Source organism: Acidobacteriota bacterium (assembly GCA_026393675.1).
GTDB lineage: Bacteria > Acidobacteriota > Vicinamibacteria > Vicinamibacterales > JAKQTR01 > JBAXOX01.
On record JAPKZQ010000015.1, the window covers coordinates 1 to 17028 of the forward strand.

Annotated in this window: 15 protein-coding genes; 11 read left to right on the forward strand and 4 right to left on the reverse strand. The window is 62.7% G+C overall.

Features of this window, described 5'->3' with window-relative positions; translation table 11 throughout:
• The first annotated feature begins 202 nt into the window (after positions 1-202).
• Positions 203-844: an MBL fold metallo-hydrolase gene (locus NT151_04740; protein ID MCX6538228.1), complete on the forward strand. Its 642-nt coding sequence runs from the start codon at positions 203-205 to the stop codon at positions 842-844.
• On the opposite strand, the gene NT151_04745 is transcribed toward NT151_04740, so the two are convergent.
• Positions 835-1149, reverse strand: coding sequence for an FHA domain-containing protein (locus NT151_04745; protein MCX6538229.1), 315 nt, complete (start codon positions 1147-1149; stop codon positions 835-837). The two genes, NT151_04740 and NT151_04745, sit on opposite strands and share 10 nt — an antisense overlap.
• On the reverse strand, positions 1121-2830 hold the full coding sequence (locus tag NT151_04750) for an alpha/beta fold hydrolase (protein MCX6538230.1): 1710 nt from the start codon (positions 2828-2830) through the stop codon (positions 1121-1123). Before NT151_04750 ends, NT151_04745 begins: the two co-directional genes overlap by 29 nt.
• Before the next feature lie 38 nt (positions 2831-2868).
• Between NT151_04750 and NT151_04755 the strand changes: the two genes are divergently transcribed.
• Positions 2869-3897 (forward strand): hypothetical protein, encoded by a 1029-nt coding sequence (locus NT151_04755; GenBank protein MCX6538231.1) that lies wholly within the window; start codon positions 2869-2871, stop codon positions 3895-3897.
• Here the strand turns inward: NT151_04755 and NT151_04760 are convergent.
• Together NT151_04760 and NT151_04765 are read right to left on the reverse strand one after the other, a co-directional pair.
• On the reverse strand, positions 3894-4298 hold the full coding sequence (locus tag NT151_04760) for a (deoxy)nucleoside triphosphate pyrophosphohydrolase (protein MCX6538232.1): 405 nt from the start codon (positions 4296-4298) through the stop codon (positions 3894-3896). The two genes, NT151_04755 and NT151_04760, sit on opposite strands and share 4 nt — an antisense overlap.
• Entirely contained in the window at positions 4295-5029 is a 735-nt protein-coding gene (locus tag NT151_04765) for an A/G-specific adenine glycosylase (protein ID MCX6538233.1), read from the reverse strand. The genes NT151_04760 and NT151_04765 overlap by 4 nt, the downstream gene beginning before the upstream one ends.
• A 31-nt stretch (positions 5030-5060) precedes the next feature.
• On the opposite strand from NT151_04765, the gene NT151_04770 reads away from it, so the two are divergent.
• From NT151_04770 to NT151_04810, 9 genes are all read left to right on the forward strand, one after another.
• Complete coding sequence (locus NT151_04770) at positions 5061-5594, forward strand: cob(I)yrinic acid a,c-diamide adenosyltransferase (GenBank protein MCX6538234.1); 534 nt, start codon at positions 5061-5063, stop codon at positions 5592-5594.
• Positions 5591-6472, forward strand: a complete 882-nt coding sequence (hpnC, locus tag NT151_04775) for a squalene synthase HpnC (protein ID MCX6538235.1) — start codon at positions 5591-5593, stop codon at positions 6470-6472. The genes NT151_04770 and hpnC overlap by 4 nt, the downstream gene beginning before the upstream one ends.
• 200 nt (positions 6473-6672) lie before the next feature.
• Positions 6673-7548 carry a presqualene diphosphate synthase HpnD gene (gene hpnD, locus NT151_04780; GenBank protein MCX6538236.1) on the forward strand — a complete coding sequence of 292 codons (876 nt, stop codon included), beginning with the start codon at positions 6673-6675 and terminating at the stop codon, positions 7546-7548.
• Entirely contained in the window at positions 7545-8915 is a 1371-nt protein-coding gene (gene hpnE, locus NT151_04785) for a hydroxysqualene dehydroxylase HpnE (protein MCX6538237.1), read from the forward strand. The genes hpnD and hpnE overlap by 4 nt, the downstream gene beginning before the upstream one ends.
• Positions 8916-9014: 99 nt before the next feature.
• The gene (locus NT151_04790) at positions 9015-11027 is read left to right on the forward strand and encodes a class I SAM-dependent DNA methyltransferase (GenBank protein MCX6538238.1); all 2013 of its coding nucleotides are present in this window, start codon (positions 9015-9017) and stop codon (positions 11025-11027) included.
• On the forward strand, positions 11024-11683 hold the full coding sequence (locus NT151_04795; GenBank protein MCX6538239.1) for a DUF1016 N-terminal domain-containing protein: 660 nt from the start codon (positions 11024-11026) through the stop codon (positions 11681-11683). Before NT151_04790 ends, NT151_04795 begins: the two co-directional genes overlap by 4 nt.
• Positions 11680-13023, forward strand: coding sequence for a restriction endonuclease subunit S (locus NT151_04800; GenBank protein ID MCX6538240.1), 1344 nt, complete (start codon positions 11680-11682; stop codon positions 13021-13023). Before NT151_04795 ends, NT151_04800 begins: the two co-directional genes overlap by 4 nt.
• Positions 13020-14108: a PDDEXK nuclease domain-containing protein gene (locus tag NT151_04805; protein ID MCX6538241.1), complete on the forward strand. Its 1089-nt coding sequence runs from the start codon at positions 13020-13022 to the stop codon at positions 14106-14108. The genes NT151_04800 and NT151_04805 overlap by 4 nt, the downstream gene beginning before the upstream one ends.
• Entirely contained in the window at positions 14101-17028 is a 2928-nt protein-coding gene (locus NT151_04810) for a DEAD/DEAH box helicase family protein (GenBank protein MCX6538242.1), read from the forward strand. Before NT151_04805 ends, NT151_04810 begins: the two co-directional genes overlap by 8 nt.

The following is a 17028-nucleotide window of genomic DNA, read 5'->3' on the forward strand; positions in this document are numbered from 1 at the left end:
GCATACTCGGTGAACGTCGAGGGAAGCCGTATGCGGGAAATCCGCACGTACGGTTTGACGAGGGGTTGCTGGTCCGTGCGTGATTCCACGGCGGACTGGGGCCTACTCCACCCGGCTTGCGTGAGCGGGGACGCGGAGGGACCGTCTCTCGTCAGATCCGGGCGCGATCAATCGCGCCCCTGACTCCTGTATTCTGTTTCCCATGCTCCTCGAAACCCGCGCCGTCGCTCCGTTCTTCAAGAATGGCTTCCTGCTTGGCTGCGAGACCACTCGCGAGGCCGTCGTCATCGACCCCGGCGACGAGGCGCAGGAGCTCATCAACCTCATCGACCTCGGTCGGCTGAGCGTCCGATACATCCTGCTGACGCACGCCCACATGGATCACGTGAGCGGCGTCGCCAGGTTGAAGGCGGCTACCGGTGCGCCCATCGGACTTCATCGCGACGACCTGTTCCTCTACGACAGCGCCGTCCAGCAGGGGCTGATGTTTGGCTACAAGGTCGAGCCTCCTCCAAAGCCGGACTTCTTCTATCAGGTCGGCGTGCCGCTGATGTTTGGCAACTACCAGGTGCACGTGCACCACACGCCAGGCCACAGCCCGGGCGGCGTGGCCCTGCAGGTTGGCGCCACCGGCACGGCCGGCAGCGAGATCTTTGTTGGCGACACGCTGTTTGCGGGGTCGATCGGCCGGACCGATCTGCCGGGCGGCGACACGCAGATGCTTATCAACTCGATTCGGACGGTGCTCTTTGGCTTCGGGGATGCCGCCGTCGTCTACCCGGGTCACGGGCCGCAGACGACGATCGGCGACGAGAGGCGGAGCAACCCGTTTCTTCAGGACTGAGTGATCGGATGGTCGCGCTCGAGCATCAGTTCGGCGCGCCCGATCTTCAACACCGCACCCTCGGCGAGCGTCGCTTGCTGCACCCGCTCGCCATTGACCCACGTGCCGTTGGTGCTGTCGAGATCCCGCACCTCGACTGTGCCCTCGGCCGACACCGTGAACCGGCAGTGCAGCCTCGACACAAGCGGCGCATCGATGACGAAGTCCGACCGCGACGATCGGCCGGCCGTCTTGATGTGGCCCGGCATCAGCCGGAACGTCAAAGCGTTCTCGGGATCAACGCCCGGGGCGCGCAGTATCCACATGCAGCTTGTCCTTCAGCCAGCCGACCAGCGTGCCGATGAGCTTGGGGCTGACGGTCCGGTCCTGTAGCGACGAGTACTCGTCCACTTCCCCGGTCACAGCCGGCACCAGCAGGTGATTGATGCCTTCCACCACGGAAAGCTCCGAGCCCGGGTCGTTCTTGCGTGCCTTGGCCATGCCGACCAGCAGTTGACCGTGCTGAGCAGTCACCTGCCGATCGCGATCGCCCTGCAGGATGAGCGTCGGCTGCGCCACCTTACGCATGATCCTGGCCGGGTCGAACGTCAGGAAACTCCTGAACCACGCGGTGTCGGCCTGCCTCTTGTACGCCGGTGGGATTGCCTCCCATCCGTTGCCACTGATGACCGCCGCCTGGATCCTCTTCTGTAGATCCACTCTCCGCTGCTTCTCGTCATCCGGCAGGTTCATCCCATCGAGCGTGTGACGCTGTTGCTCGAGCACAAGGTCGGCGCCGGTCGTGCCCGACGTGGCGATGAGCGCGAGCGCAGCAATCTTCTTCTTCTCCTCGGATGCCGCCAGCATACTGACAAATCCGCCCTCGCTATGGCCGATGAGCGCGATGCGTTTGGGATCAACGTCCTTTCGCTTTTCCAGGTACTTCACGACTGCGCGCACATCGTCTGAGAAGTCGACGATGGTCGCCGATTCGTCGCGGCCGCCACTCTGCCCGACACCGCGCTTGTCGAAACGAATCACCAGGAAGCCGGCGTCGGCAATCGCATTGGCCAGCTGCGCGAAGATGGACACCCCGGCGACGGTTTCGTCGCGATCACCCGGACCGGATCCCGGCACCAGGATCACCGCCGGCCACAGGATGGCAGCGCCGGTTCCCGTCGTGGCCGGCTTGGAGACGGTTGCGGCGAGCGTGAAGCCGCTGGCCTGGATCCGCGCCTGCTCGTCTGTCTGTCGCGCCATCCGCTCGACGCGCGACGACACCGCCGCGATATCGTCGCGGACCACGTCGAGCCCCTGGGACGGCACGCGGAAGCGAACCAACCTGCTGCTTTCGTCCACCCATACCTCAGCCGCCAACGTCGAGTTGGGGTTGACCATCGCGAGGTTATACCGCTTCGCGGCAATCATCCGCGCCGTCGTCTGAATGCGTTCGTCGACGATGCTGTTGAGGCGGATGACAATTTCAACCTGCGGCGCAATGTAGGCCTTGATCTGGCTTCCGGAACTGACCGACGCCAGTCGCAGCGCAAGCGCTTCGAACGCGCCGAAAGCCATGTTCGGCAGCACGACCGTGTCGGCCGCCACGACATCGGTCTTCTGTGATTCCTGACCGCCCTGGATGATGCTGCTCGTGGCCTTCCCGTTCGCGAACGCCGTCTTGAGCACCAGCGGCTGCCCGCGCAACGTCGCGTCAATTTCGAGAGAGAGGGGCTTCCAGTCGCGGTCGTAGCGGAGTTCGAAACGGGCGGTCGACAGGCTGATCGGCACGCCAAGCCGGCCCGTGGCCCGGATTGTCCACCCTTCTGCCGATGCCGTGACGGTGACCTGCTCGGAGCCTATCGCCGCACCCGACAGGAAGACCGTGAAGTTGGCGGGCGTTGCCTGCCCGGGTGCCGGGGGAGGCTGTGCTGGCGCCTGTGACGCGGTTCCTAGGATGAGGACTGCGGCAAGGATAGAATGGAATCGAGCCATAACGAGACTGAGCATATCAGCAAATTGTGCGACGAAACCTGTCGCGTCGAACCATGCTTTCACCCGACCAGATACGCCAATACACGGACGTTCGTGGGGGTGCCGCCCTCCTCGATCGGCACCACCGTGGCCGCATTGCCGTGCGGGGCAACGACCGGAAGTCGTTCCTGCAGGCCCTTTTGACAAACGACATTGTGGCGCTTGGTCCGGGCTCGGGATGCTACGCCGCGCTGCTGACACCGCTTGGGCGGATGGTGACCGATATGCGCGTCTTCGAGCTGGGGGACGCGACGCTGCTGGAGGTGCCGGGCGCCGTCAAGGACATGCTCGTTGCCAGGCTCGACCAGCTGATCTTCAGTGAGGACGTGCAGTTGGGAGATCTGACCGACGAGCTCGGATGCGTGAGCGTCCAGGGGCCACTGGCCGCGGCGATGGTTCGACGGGCGTTGGGGGGTCGACCGGGAAGTGAGCCGACAAAACTCACTGGCGATTTGGCGGATTGGCCCGCGTTTCAGAACCGGCGAATCGACCTCGACAAAGAGGTAGGCATCCTGGCACGCGTCGACGAATTCGGCCTGCCCGGATTCCTGATTCTTGCGCCGCCGAGTCGACTGCCCGCACTGGCTGCGGCCATCTCCGCATCTGGCGCAATCGTGCCGGATGACGAGGTCGTTGAAACACTTCGCATCGAGAGCGGGACGCCGTTGTTTCTCGTCGACATGACCGACGACACGATTCCGCTCGAGGCGGGCATCGAAGCACTGGCCATCAGCTCGACCAAGGGCTGCTACCCCGGCCAGGAGGTCATCGTCCGCATTCGCGATCGCGGGCACGGGCGGATTGTCCGCAAACTGGTCGGCCTCGCCATTGACGGCGATGCCGAGCCGTCGCCCGGGGACAGGCTGCTCGTTGACGGGAAGGATGTTGGACACGTGACCAGCGCCGCGCACTCACCGGCGCTGGGAAAGCCGATTGCGCTCGGATACGTCCACCGCGACCACATCGCGCCCGGCAGTCGTATTACCGTCGCGCACGGCGATGCGAGCCTCGCTGCGACCGTCACTGCACTGCCGTTCGTCTAGATCTTTCCGGCGATGAGTCTCCGCACCAGTTCGTAGTCGGCCGGCGGGAGTGGAAAGCTGCCGAGTTCCGAGCGCGACACCCAGCGTATCTTCTGTCCAAGGACCGGCCGCGGGTCGCTTCTCAACTCACACCGGAAGAAGCGCAACTCAACCGTGCGTTCCGGGTACTCGTGTGTGGTGGCGAGAAGCTCGACGCCTACATCTATTTCAGCATCGAGTTCCTCCTTGATCTCCCGGATCAAACTGGCCTCGAGCGTCTCGTTCTGGTGGCACTTGCCGCCCGGAAACTCCCAATGTCCGGCCAGATGCGTGCCCTCGAGCCGGCGCGTCATCAGGAACGCCCCGTCTCGCTCGATGACTGCCGCCGTGACGAGCACGTGCCGCCGATCGCTCATTCTCATTTCAGTCTCATTTTCGCACGCGCGTCGCGCGCCGGGCTAAACGGGTATGAGCGGCACATCGACGACATGGTGCACTCGGAGCACTTTGGCTTCCGCGCGACACACACCATCGCGCCGAAGTCCATGAGCGCCTGGTTGAAATCAAAGACGCGTTTGTGGGGCATCGTGATGTCGGCGAGCGACCAAAGGTGTTTCTTTATCCGGTGCGTTGTGGAATCGCCGCGGCTTACGAAGATTCTGAACAGGACCCGTGCGATATTGGTGTCGAGAATCGCGGCCCGCTGTTTGAACGCAAAGCTCAGCACGGCTCCGGCTGTGTAGGGACCGATACCCTTGAACGACAGCAGCGTCGCGGGGTCGGACGGCAGCTCGCCGCCATAGTTCACAACGGCCTCGCGGGCGATGGCGTGCAGGCGACGCGGGCGGATGTTGTAGCCCAACGGGTACCACGTCTTGACCACCTCGTCTTCCGGCGTCGCGGCCAGCGCGTCAAACGACGGGTACTTCTCGAGCCACTCCTCGTACTTTGGCAAGACGCGGTCGACCTGCGTCTGCTGGAGCATCACCTCCGACACCAGGATGTGGTAGGGATCGTCGGTCTCGCGCCAGGGCAGGTCGCGGCCGTTCCGGTCGTACCAGTCCAGCAGTTCTCGCCGGAACTTCTGCCGCAGGCCGGGTTCTGGCAGCCGGCCGGCCTGAGGGCGTGACGGGAGCGTGGTTCTCTTGGGCATACTCTTCCAACACACTTATAATCCAAGCGGCATGAAGATCTACACTCGAACTGGCGATACGGGAACCACAAGTCTTTTCGACGGCACCCGAATTGCGAAATCCGACCCGCGTGTGGACGCCTATGGCGAAGTCGACGAAGCCAACGCCGTGCTCGGTCTAGCGCGGGCTTCTGGCCTCGACTCGGACCTCGACGACATGCTGGTTCAGATCCAGCGCGATCTGTTTGCGCTCGGATCCCGGCTGGCGGATCCGACCGAGCGCATTGCCGGGCGTGTGGAAAAGGCCGCGGTCGGACAGCAGGACGTGGCGCGGCTCGAGGGCTGGATCGACCAACTCGAGGAGGAACTCACGCCGCTTCGTCGCTTCATCCTTCCTGGAGGCGCCATGACCGGTGCCGCGCTCCACCTCGCGCGGACGGTCTTTCGCCGCGCCGAACGTCGCATGGTGGCGCTTGGTGTTCTGGAACCCACGCTTCTGGCCTACGCCAATCGTCTCTCCGATCTGCTCTTTGTCATGGCCCGGGCCGCGAACCGCCGGGCTGGCATGCCCGAGGTCGAGTGGTGAACGTCGGCGAGGCCTACACGATCTGCCAGCGCCTCGCCCGCACGCATTACGAGAACTTCCCGGTGGCGTCGTACCTGCTGCCGCGTCCGATGCGCCCGCATATCGCGGCAATCTACGCCTTCGCCCGCACGGCGGACGACTTCGCCGATGAAGGCGTGCTAGCCGCCGATGAGCGCCTGGCGCGTCTCGACGATTGGCTCCTGCGGCTCAGGTCATCCGCCACTCGGGATGTGCACGACGGCACGTCGGAGGCTGATGCCATCTTCGTGGCGCTTGCCAACACGATTCGCGAGCGCGCACTGCCGGTCGGCCTGTTCGAAGATCTGTTGAGCGCGTTTCGCCAGGACGTGACGACGACCCGCTATGAGTCCTGGCCGGACGTGCTCGACTACTGTCGCCGGTCGGCCAATCCGGTCGGGCGACTCGTCCTCCGTGTTGCGGGCCACGACAACGAGGACCTCGATCGGGCGTCCGATGCGGTCTGCACTGCGTTGCAGCTCACCAACTTCTGGCAGGATGTCGCACGCGACTGGCGAAAGGGCCGGCTGTATGTGCCACTCTCCGACATGCGCTCATTCGGCGCGCTCGCGAAGGACCTCGAGAGGCAGTGTTTCACCGTGAACTGGCGCAGCGTGCTGTCGTTGATGGCCGACCGCACACGGGCGCTCTACGACGATGGCCGGCGCGTCTGCGATGGCGTCACCGGCCGTTTCCGCTTCGAACTGCGGATGACATGGCTCGGCGGCCGGCGCATTCTCGATGCGCTCGAACGCGACAGCTTCGATGTGTTCACAAAACGGCCCACGCTCGGGCCGAGCGACATCCCCGCGCTCGCGTGGGGCGCGTTTACGTGGCGCGCGTCACACCCGGGAAACTGAGTGCTTCGACTCGCAAGTACGGTTGCCTGGTTCCTGCGAGCCGATCCGGTGGAAAATGCTCGCTCAGCACAACGTCCTGAGTGAGTAAAACCGATTTCAAGACCCGTTCTTGCGGCCGTAGAACAGGCCGCTCACGCAGGTCTTGAAACCGTCCCCAGTCTCGTTGTCGAGTTCACGAATCGAAGGGCTGAGCCGATCACATGGCCAGACGCGACACTAGCTTCTACTACTCCTTCGTCGTGCTGCCGCGCGACCAGCGTCGCGCCATCATGGCCGTGTGGGACTTCTGCCGCGCCGTCGACGATGCGGTCGATGAGCAGGCAGGAAACGCCGACCGGGTAGTCGCGAGAACAACCGCGGTGGCGGAGTTGGCCAAGTGGCGCCGCGAACTCGCGGCGTCGTTCGATGGCGGGCCGCTCGAAACGACCGTCGCGCGAAACCTCGTGCCGCACATCTCGGCGTTCAATCTGCCGCGCCGGGCCTTCGAAGACGTGATCGACGGCGTGGAGATGGACCTCGACGAGCGCCGCTATGCCACTTTCGACGATCTCCACCAGTACTGCCTTCGGGTGGCGTCGGCCGTGGGCCTGATCTGCATCGAGATCTTCGGTTACAAAGATGCCCGCTGCCGGGAGTACGCGCTCAATCTCGGCGTGGCGCTCCAGTTGACCAATATCCTCAGGGATCTCGGCAAGGATCTGGGTATTGGGAGACTCTATCTGCCTCAGGACGATCTGGCCCGCTGCGGCGTGACCGAGGACGCGTTGCGCGCCGGCGTGGTATCGGGGCCGGTGCGGAGTCTTCTGACGCTCGAGGCGGAGAAGGCCCGCGACTACTACAGGCGCGCTGCCCTTGCGCTGCCTCCAATCGACGCGCGCCGTCTCGTGGCGGCGCGCATCATGGGCGCCATCTACTTCGATCTCCTGCGGCGCATCGAGCGCAGCGGATACGCCGTGTTCGGGCCGGCCATCCGCGCTCCGCGCTGGCGCAAGGCGTTTCTTGCCGCAAAGGTATGGACGCAGTCCATGCTTGGCCTTCCCGTCGAACGCTCCATGGCTGGCGCCGAACCGAGATGAGCGACCACACGTTCGACGTGATCGTCATCGGCGGAGGCGTGGCAGGGTTGAGCACCGCTACGGCGCTCGTCGAGCAGGGCGCCCGCGTGCTGGTCGTTGAAGCGCGCCCCGCTCTCGGGGGCCGGGCTTCGTCGCACCATGACCCCACCACGGGCGAGATCGTTGACAACGGCCAGCATATCCTCCTGGGCTGCTATCGCGAGTCGTTTGCCTTCCTCAAGCGGATCGGCGCCGAATCATCTGTTCGTCTACAACCGTCGCTGGAAGTGCCGTACGTCGATCCGGCAGGGGTTCGGACTACGTTGAGTTGCCCCGCATTACCCGCGCCGTTTCATCTGCTTGCCGGCTTGATGGAGTGGGACGCGCTGTCGTGGACCGATCGGCTGTCGGCGCTCCGGATGGGGCCCGTGATCAGGATGACGCAGCAGCAACTGCGCGGCCGCACCGACAGGATTGCGGCCTCGCCCGAAGAGACGGTCGAAGACTGGCTCGTCCGCAATGGGCAGCGCCGCCGCCTCCGCGAGATGTTGTGGGAGCCGCTTGCGCTGGCCGCACTCAATCAGCCGGCGCACGAAGCCGCGGCGCCGACGTTTGCCCGGGTGCTCGCCGAGATGTTCGGTCGCGACCCGCAGGCCTCGGCACTCGGGCTTCCCGCGCGCGCGCTCGCCGAGACCTATGCTGAGCCCGCCCGGCAGTTCATCGAACAGCGAGGCGGGGAAGTGCGCACCAACGCCCTCGCAAAGGTGATCGTCGACGGCGGGCGAGCAGTCGGTGTCCGCGTCCGGAGCGGCGGCGAGCATCGCGCCGGTGCCGTTGTGTCGGCGGTGCCGTGGTTTGCGCTGGCCGATCTGTTCGACAGGCGGCTGCCAGAACTGACTGACGTTCTGGATAACGCCAGCCGGATGGGCTCGTATCCGATCGTCACAGTGAATCTCTGGCTCGACCGGGCCGTGCTCGAGACGCCATTCGTGGGACTGCCCGGTCGCGCGATGCAGTGGATCTTCGAGAAGCGCCTGATTCTCGGGGAGGCCGCGACCCATCTCTCCCTGGTCTCGAGCGGCGCGTCCGACATCGTCTCGCGCGGCAACGCCGAACTTGTGGCGCTCGCCCTGAGCGAACTTTGCGACGGCATACCAGCGGCCCGCGCCGCGACGTTGAAACACGCGACGGTCGTGCGGGAGCGGCGTGCCACCTTTTCGCTCGCGCCAGGCGAGCCGCCTCGACCGGGCGCAAAGACGAACCTCGCAGGATTCGTGCTGGCGGGCGATTGGACCGACACGGGCTTGCCAGGTACCATTGAGAGCGCCGCCGCGAGCGGACACGTTGCGGCTGTTCTGGTGCTCGGGCCACGGCCCACGTCAATCTGATCTGGATTCCGGCGGACCGCCCGAATGACCCTTTTTTCGCGTCATGCCGGCGAAAGCCGGCATCCAGGGGCGAAACAGAAGCAAGGAGTTCATTGAACGATGGCGCTCTCGCTCAATAAACCCAAGCTCGACAATCTTACCGGCGACATCTGGAAATCTGCCGAGCGCCTGCGCGGCAAGTTCAAGGCGTACGAATACCAGAGCGTCATCCTCCCGATCATCGTCATCCGGCGGCTGGAATGCGTGCTGCTGGCCTGGCGCGAGGCCAAGAGCGCCGAGGTGTTGGCCAGGCGGCCCAAGCTCACCGAGAAGGAGCTTGCCAAGCTGGTTAAGGAACTCGAACTCAATCCCCAGCAGTCGCCCTTTTCGAACAAGACCAAATGGACGCTGCGCAGGGTTTATGAGGAAGATCACACGCTGCTGGAAGAGAACTTCCGCGCCTACATCAACGGTTTCTCCAAGAACGTTGACGACATCATCGAGCACTTCAATTACCGGGCCACCATCGCCACGATGGTGAAGAACAACCGGCTCGCCCCAATCCTGAATCAGTACAAGGAACTGGAGCTTGGCCCGGACCATCTTTCCGGTCTCGAGATGGGCTACATCTACGAGGAGCTGCTGCGACGCTTCTCGGAACAAAGCGGCGAGGAGGCCGGGGAACACTTCACCCCGCGCGAAGTCATCCGGCTGATGGTCGAGTTGCTGGAGATTCCGATCCCCGACCGGCACGTCTCGATCTACGACCCCGCCTGCGGCACGGGCGGCATGTTGTCCGTGGCCAAGGAACACCTGCTCGACCGCGCCGGCACACCCGCACAGCGAGACAACGTCGAGAAGTTCGTCACTGTCCACGGGCAGGAACTGTCCCCGACGAACTACGCCATCTGTCAGGCCGACCTGCTCATCAAGAACGACCAGCAGGCCAAGGTCTTCCTCGGCAACTCGCTCATCCCCCACGAGGCGCACAGCAAAGAGCCGGGCGACCAGCTTCCCGAAACCAAGTTCCAATTCGACTTCATGCTCAGCAATCCGCCTTTCGGCGTCACCTGGGGCGGCAAGGACGGCTATGAGAAGGAAGCCCGGAAACTGGAGAAGACCCGCTACCAGGCCGGCATGCCGCGGGTAAACGACGGCGCGCTGCTGTTCCTGCAGACCATGCTGGCCAAGATGCAGACACCGAAGAAGGGCTTGCCTGCCGAAGCCTCGGCGCAGGCAGGCGGCAGCCACCTTGCCATCATCTTCAACGGCTCGCCGCTCTCGAATGGCGACTGCGGCTCAGGCGAGAGCGAGATTCGCCGCTGGATTCTGGAGAACGACTGGCTCGACGCCATCGTCATGCTGCCCGACCAGCTCTTCTACAACACCGGCATCTTCACCTACATCTGGCTTCTGCGAAACGAGAAGCCAGCCGGCCATCGCAGGCGCGTGATGCTCATCGACGCCCGCCTGCAATTCGAGAAGGAGCCGAAGTCGTTCGGCAATAAGCGCAACAGGATGACCGAGGTGCACCGGGAGTGGATCGAGGAGCGTTACCAGAAGGGTTGGAAGCCTGGCTTTGACGATGAGCACGTGAAGCTGTTTCGCGAGAAGGACTTTGCGTTCCATAAGGTCAAGGTGGTTTTCTGGCAGACCGACGAACACGACAAGCCGGCCATCATTACCGAGCCCTACGAGAAAGCATTCACCGCCGCCAACCTCGCCAAGGAGCAGGCCTTCTACGACAGCGACCTCACCTTCCGCGTGCGCGTGAAGGCGGATAACAAAGAGAAGATCGTGGAGTTCGTCCTCAAGCCGGGCGACGGCGCCGCGAAGAAAGTGAAAGCGGCCCTGGGCGACCGGCCGGAGATTCTCTCCGTCGAATGGACGCACCGGCACTACGTCCAGGACGACGAATACATCCCGCACGGCGAGGACATCGAGACGTTTCTGAAGCGGGAAATAGCCAAGCCCATCATCCGCTGGGAGGACAGCCCGCAGCTCGGATACGAAATCCTGCCCAACAAGTACTTCTACCGCTACCAGCCGCCCACGCCCGCGAAGGACTTGTTGGAGGAGTTTTGGCGACTGGAGAAGGAGGCGGAGAAGATGTTGGAGGGGCTGGCTCAATGAAAAACGCAAACGCCCCGACCGTGATGACCTCGCCGGAATACCGGCAGTTCATCGAGGACCTGAAGATGCGGGTGAACTTCGCCCGCATCTCGGTGGCGCGGGCCGTGAACCGCGACCTGATCCTGCTCTACTGGGACATCGGGCGCGAAATCGTGGAGAAACAACAGACGCTGGGCTGGGGCGATGCTGTCGTGCAAATGGTGGCGGCGGACTTGCGACGCGCGTTTCCGGAAATGCGCGGATTCTCTCTGGCAAACGTCTGGCGGATGCGCCAACTCCACATGGTGTATTCCAGTGAGGCAATTCTCGCACAAGCTGTGCGAGAATTGGCGGCGCCTGTCCCTTGGGGACATCACGTCCTTCTTCTCGGCAGGATTAAATCCCCGCCAGAGTTGCTCTACTACCTCCGCGCCACTGCCCGGTTCGGCTGGTCCCGCAACGTCCTGCTCAACCAGATCAAGGCCGGTACGTATGAACGGGCGGTGACGGAGAAGAAGACGCACAATTGTCGTGCGGGCGGTTCTTCCCGAACGGGGCACTCCGTGACCAAGCATGTCTACCGCTACCAGCCGCCCACGCCCGCGAAAGAGTTGCTCGCGGAGTTTTGGAAGCTGGAGAGGGAGGCGGAGAAGATGCTGGAGGGGTTGGCGAAATGAGTGGTGTCCCGACGGGCTGGGCAAGCGATCGCCTTAAGGACGTCGCTGCGATCAACGCGGTCGCGCTGTCCGCTGGGACAGACCCCGACTACGAGTTCGACTACCTTGAGATCTCGAACGTCGACTACCACGGCATCGTTGACCCGAATGCCATCGAACGACTTCGTTTCGAAGATGCGCCGTCGCGCGCGCGGCGAGGGGTGGCTGCCGGGAGTACCGTGATTTCATCAGTGAGGCCGAATCTGCAGGCTGTCGCCTTCTTTCCGGATGCTCCGCCACACTTCGTATGTTCAACCGGCTTCAATGTCGTGGAGCCACAACCGAGCAGGCTGTCACCGCAATTCGCCTACTACCACCTTATATCCGAGAACGCGCGCCAGTATTTAGAGGCGGCAGCAACCGGTGTTGGCTATCCCGCAGTTGGGGACAAGGAATTCAACGCCATAGCGGTCTCGCTACCGCCCTTGCCCGAGCAACAGCGCATCGCGGCGTATCTGGATGCGAGTTGCGCAGCAATTGACGCGGCGGTCACCGCCAAGCGCCGTCAACTCGACACCCTCGACGCACTCCGCAAGGCCATCATTCAACGTGCTGTCACACGCGGCATCTCAGACCGCGTCGTTCTGGAATCGACCGGCAATGCGTGGATGGAGAGCATTCCGCGTGGTTGGAGACTTGTCTGCCTCAAGCGCATCGCTGAAATTCAGGGCGGCCTCACTCTCGGTAAGCAATACGACGGGCCGCTCATCGAGCGTCCGTACTTGCGTGTCGGCAATGTGCAGGACGGCCACCTCGATCTGGCGGACGTGTCCGTGATTGAACTTCCCGCCAGCGTAGCGGCAGGTGTCGAGCTTCGTCCCAACGATGTGTTGATGACCGAGGGCGGCGACCTTGACAAGCTTGGCCGGGGCCACGTGTGGAAGGGCGAGATACCGGGATGCCTGCACCAAAACCACATTTTCGCGGTGCGTTGCACCCTCCACAAGCTGAAGCCGACGTTCCTCGCCTATGTCACTGCTGCCAAGTACGGGCGCGATTACTTCGAGGCTACCGGAAAAAAGACAACCAACCTCGCATGCACGAACGCCACCAAGGTCGGCGAGTTTCCCATTCCGTTGCCCCCGTTGACCGAACAAGAAGCTATTTGCGCTCACCTTGAAGAGGAACTCGGCGAACTGAAGGGCATCGTCAGCTGCATCGAATCCCAGATCGCCACCCTCACCGCCTACCGCAAGTCGCTGATTCATGAGTGCGTCACCGGCCGGCGGCAAGTGACCGACGAGGACGTGCGGCGCGCAGGGCACAGCGAGAGAAGTCAGCCGACGGAGCGCATGGCATGACACCTCGGAAGCCGACGAAGCGAGCGAGCGTGGCGTTGCCCGCCGCAAAGCCAATCGCGCTGATATCGGATGTTCGGGAGCTGATTCTCCAAGCCCGCGCGGGCGTGGCGCGGGCGGTGGACTCGGGGCTGACTACGCTGTACTGGCATGTGGGGCGCCGCATCCGCCAAGACATCTTGAAGGAAAAACGGGCCGAGTATGGCCGGCAAATTGTCTCGGCACTGGGGAGACAATTGGAGAGGGAGTTTGGCCGGGGCTTCTCGGAAAAATCGCTGCGCCACATGGTCCGCTTTGTCGAGGCTTTTCCCGATGTCCAGATTGTCTCGGCACTGCTGAGACAATTGTCGTGGACACACTTCGTCACGCTCATCTACCTTGATGACGCGTTGAAGCGAGACTTCTACGCTGAGATGTGCCGGATCGAGCGGTGGAGCACACGTACGCTGGAGAAGAAGATTGGCTCCATGTTGTTTGAACGCACCGCGCTGTCGCGGAAACCGGAGAAACTCGCGGCGCTGGAACTGAAGCAACTGCGGGAAGAAGACAAACTGACGCCTGATCTCGTCTTCCGCGACCCGTATCTGCTTGATTTTCTCGGGCTGAAGGACAGCTACGCGGAAAAGGACATGGAAGCCGCCATTCTCCGCGAGATGGAGTCGTTCATTCTCGAATTGGGAGTCGGATTCGCCTTTCTCGAACGACAGAAGCGCATCACGGTGGACGGCGAGGACTATTACCTCGACTTGCTGTTCTATCACCGCCCTCTGCGGCGGTTGGTGGCCATCGAACTGAAGTTGTCGGAATTCCGGCCCGGCGATAAAGGTCAGATGGAGCTGTACCTGAGGTGGCTCGACCGCTACGAGCGCAAGGATGGCGAGGACAAGCCCATCGGATTGATCCTCTGCGCGGGCAAGCGGCACGAAACGGTCGAATTGCTGGATCTGGAGCGAAGCGGCATCCGCGTATCGTCCTACTGGGCTGAAGCGCTGCCCAAACGAGAACTGGAACGCAAACTCCGCGACGCTGTTCGCCTGGCGCGTGCCCGGCTCGAATCCGGGAAGGCGGGAGGGACCGACGGTGCCTAAGCGAAAGAAGACCCCCGAGCTGACCTTTCAGCAGCACATCGAGGACTTCCTCATTCGCGAGCATCGTTATGGTGTGCTCGAACAGTCCGACATCACGGACACCGAGCATTTCATTGCCGAAGACCAGCTCTGGGCCTTCCTCATAGCCACGCAGTGCGACACGCTCAAGAAGCTGACGGACGACTACGGAACAGACGCGCGCGAAGAGGTGTTCAAGGCCCTTCGCAAGGAATTGGAGCACACGCCGCTGTGGATGCTCCTCCGCCACGGACTGAAAGTGCGTGGGCTCGAGTTGCGGCTCTACTACCCCAAGCCTCGCTCCGCCGAGAGCGCCGCCGTCGCAAAACACGGTGAGAACCGCATCACCTTCCGCCCGCACTTCTACTTCGGCGAGACCAACCAGGAGATTGATTTCGCCTTCTTCCTCAACGGCCTGCCCATCGTGGCGCTGGAGTTGAAACACGAGAAGAACCAGACCGTGCACGACGCCGTCGCGCAGTTCGCCACCCGCGACCACGCACGCAAGATCTTCCAGCATCCGTTCCTCTACCTCGCCGCCGACACGAGCGACGTGATGGCCGCCACCGACCCGCGCCGGGAACAGAACTTCCGCTGGCACAACACGGGCCTGACGAACGAAGCCGTCACCAAAGATGGCAGCGAATACCCGGTAGAGTTTCTCTACCGCGAGGTGTTGGCGAAGGACCAGTTGCTCGAAGCGCTCTCGTTCTTTCTCGTCCGCGTGCCCCAGCGCGACGCGGAGGACGACAAGCCGGAGCGTCCGGCCTTCACCCTGTTCCCGCGCTACCACCAGAGCCGCACGGTGCGAAAGGTGGCGGACGACATCTCGGCACAATTCGCCGCGAAGGCCGACATCGGCCGCAAGTATCTCGTCAATCATTCGGCGGGCAGCGGTAAGACGCTGACCATGTGCTGGCTGGCGGACCGCCTCCACAGCCTATTCAAGCCCGGCACGAGCGAGAAACTCGTCGACCTGGTGTTCATCCTCACAGACCGGAAATCGCTCGATACGAATATCAAGGACGAAATCGAGAACTTCTCTCACCTCAAGGATGTCGTTGGTCTGGCGCGGAAGGCCGAAGACCTGCCGCGGTTCTTGAAGGGGCGCAAGCCGATCATTGTCACCACGCAGCAGAAGTTCGCTTACGTGCTGGACGAGATCGAGAAGAACCCCGAATTGAAGAAACTCCGGGTCGCTTTCCTGATTGATGAAGCCCACCGCTCGCAGGAAGGCCAGATGGGCGCAGCCATCCGGTTGCCGTTCCGCAAAACTGACGAACCTGATGCCGAGGCCCCCGAGGTTGACCCGGAAGAGCAGCTCGCCAAGATCATCCGCGAGCATGACCTCAATCAGATGATCGTTGCGTTCACCGCTACGCCTGCGCCGGCCACCGTCACCCTGTTCGGCGAACCGTTCGACACCTACTCCGAGGCCGAGGCCATCGCCGAAGGCTACATCGTGGATGTGGCGGCCAGCATCATTTCCTACAAGACGCTCTACAACCTGCATTGCCCGGTCGTGCCCAAACTGGACGAGGAGAAGCTCTATCCCAAGGGGGTCGTGTCCAAGGCGCTCCAGAACGTGGCCTTCCAGGATGATGGGCTGATTCAGTACAAGGCCGAGGTGATGCTGCGCATCTTCGAGAAGGACGTGATGCCGCTCATTGGCGGACGCGCCAAGGCGATGATCGTAACCGCCTCCCGCGTCGCCGGGCTGCGTTATTTCCAGATCATCAAGGAGAAACTCAAAGAGCGCGGCGCAGCCTACAAGGCGCTCTACGCCTTCTCGGATTTCGTTCATCCGACAACCAACGCGGCGATTAGCGAGCACGCAGTCAATGAGTTGAAGGACGGAGAGCTGATCGAGCAGCGATTTGAAGGCGACAACTACCGCTTGATGGTCGTGGCCAACAAGTTCCAGACCGGGTTCGATCAACCCCTGCTGGCCGGCATGTTCCTCGACAAGCCCGTCGTGGACCGAAACGCCGTTCAGACGCTGTCACGCCTGAACCGCTGCCACGAAGGCAAGGATCGTGTCGTGGTCGTGGACTTCACCAACAACGCCAAAGCGATCCTCAAGGCGTTCGTCAAGTACCGAAAAGGCACTCCGTTCGAGCCGGAAGAGCCGGACCAGGAGCTTTGCCCGAGGTTACACGCCGAGATTCTGGCTGCGGGGGTGTTCACACAGAAGGATGCCGCCGATCTCGCAAGACTGCTCGCGACCGGCACGGATGCCCAGGTGCAGTTCTCGGTCAATGCGCTGCGGACCCGCTTTCAGGCGAAGCTCACCGACCGGGAAGAACGCAAGGAGTTCGTTTACCTGCTCGCCCGCTTCGTGAAGAGCTTTCACTTCCTCACGTGCTTCTTCACCTTTGCGCCGGAGATCAGGCAACTCGCCACGTTTGCCGAATACGTCGGCCCGCAGCTCATCAAGGCAGGCAGTGTGTCGGAGCTGATGAAGCAGATTCGCCAGACGGAAGTCATCAAGGCCGCTGTTGAGTATCAGGGCGTAGAAAGTGGCGGAGGAACGGTCAAACTCAAACCGGGCACGGGGAAGAAGGGCGCTGGCCCGCCCCCGAAGAAGGTGTCCGTTCAGGACATGATCGCGGAGATCCAAGCCAGGTTCGACATCAGCGACGAGGAAGCGCTCTACATCAAGCAGGTCACGGAGGAGAAAGTCGCCGACCTGGCCATTCGCAGCACCGTCACGGCCCACCGGGACGACCGCATCTATCTCGAAGGCGCCTATCGCTGGCAGGTGAACGGCGAGATTCAGACCGCTTATGATGAACGAGAGCGCTACGAGGAACTGGCGGATCTCAAGTACACGGACACCGGGGGTATCTTCGACATCATGGCGGTCACCGTGATCCAGCACCATCTGTCATTCGCGGCATGA

Bases quoted from the DNA above. Each gene is read 5' to 3' on its own strand.
- NT151_04740 (MCX6538228.1), top strand. From the start codon at position 203: ATGCTCCTCGAAACCCGCGCCGTCGCTCCGTTCTTCAAGAATGGCTTC.
- NT151_04745 (MCX6538229.1), bottom strand. From the start codon at position 1,149: ATGTGGATACTGCGCGCCCCGGGCGTTGATCCCGAGAACGCTTTGACG.
- NT151_04750 (MCX6538230.1), bottom strand. From the start codon at position 2,830: ATGCTCAGTCTCGTTATGGCTCGATTCCATTCTATCCTTGCCGCAGTC.
- NT151_04755 (MCX6538231.1), top strand. From the start codon at position 2,869: ATGCTTTCACCCGACCAGATACGCCAATACACGGACGTTCGTGGGGGT.
- NT151_04760 (MCX6538232.1), bottom strand. From the start codon at position 4,298: ATGAGAATGAGCGATCGGCGGCACGTGCTCGTCACGGCGGCAGTCATC.
- NT151_04765 (MCX6538233.1), bottom strand. From the start codon at position 5,029: ATGCCCAAGAGAACCACGCTCCCGTCACGCCCTCAGGCCGGCCGGCTG.
- NT151_04770 (MCX6538234.1), top strand. From the start codon at position 5,061: ATGAAGATCTACACTCGAACTGGCGATACGGGAACCACAAGTCTTTTC.
- hpnD (MCX6538236.1), top strand. From the start codon at position 6,673: ATGGCCAGACGCGACACTAGCTTCTACTACTCCTTCGTCGTGCTGCCG.
- hpnE (MCX6538237.1), top strand. From the start codon at position 7,545: ATGAGCGACCACACGTTCGACGTGATCGTCATCGGCGGAGGCGTGGCA.
- NT151_04790 (MCX6538238.1), top strand. From the start codon at position 9,015: ATGGCGCTCTCGCTCAATAAACCCAAGCTCGACAATCTTACCGGCGAC.
- NT151_04795 (MCX6538239.1), top strand. From the start codon at position 11,024: ATGAAAAACGCAAACGCCCCGACCGTGATGACCTCGCCGGAATACCGG.
- NT151_04800 (MCX6538240.1), top strand. From the start codon at position 11,680: ATGAGTGGTGTCCCGACGGGCTGGGCAAGCGATCGCCTTAAGGACGTC.
- NT151_04805 (MCX6538241.1), top strand. From the start codon at position 13,020: ATGACACCTCGGAAGCCGACGAAGCGAGCGAGCGTGGCGTTGCCCGCC.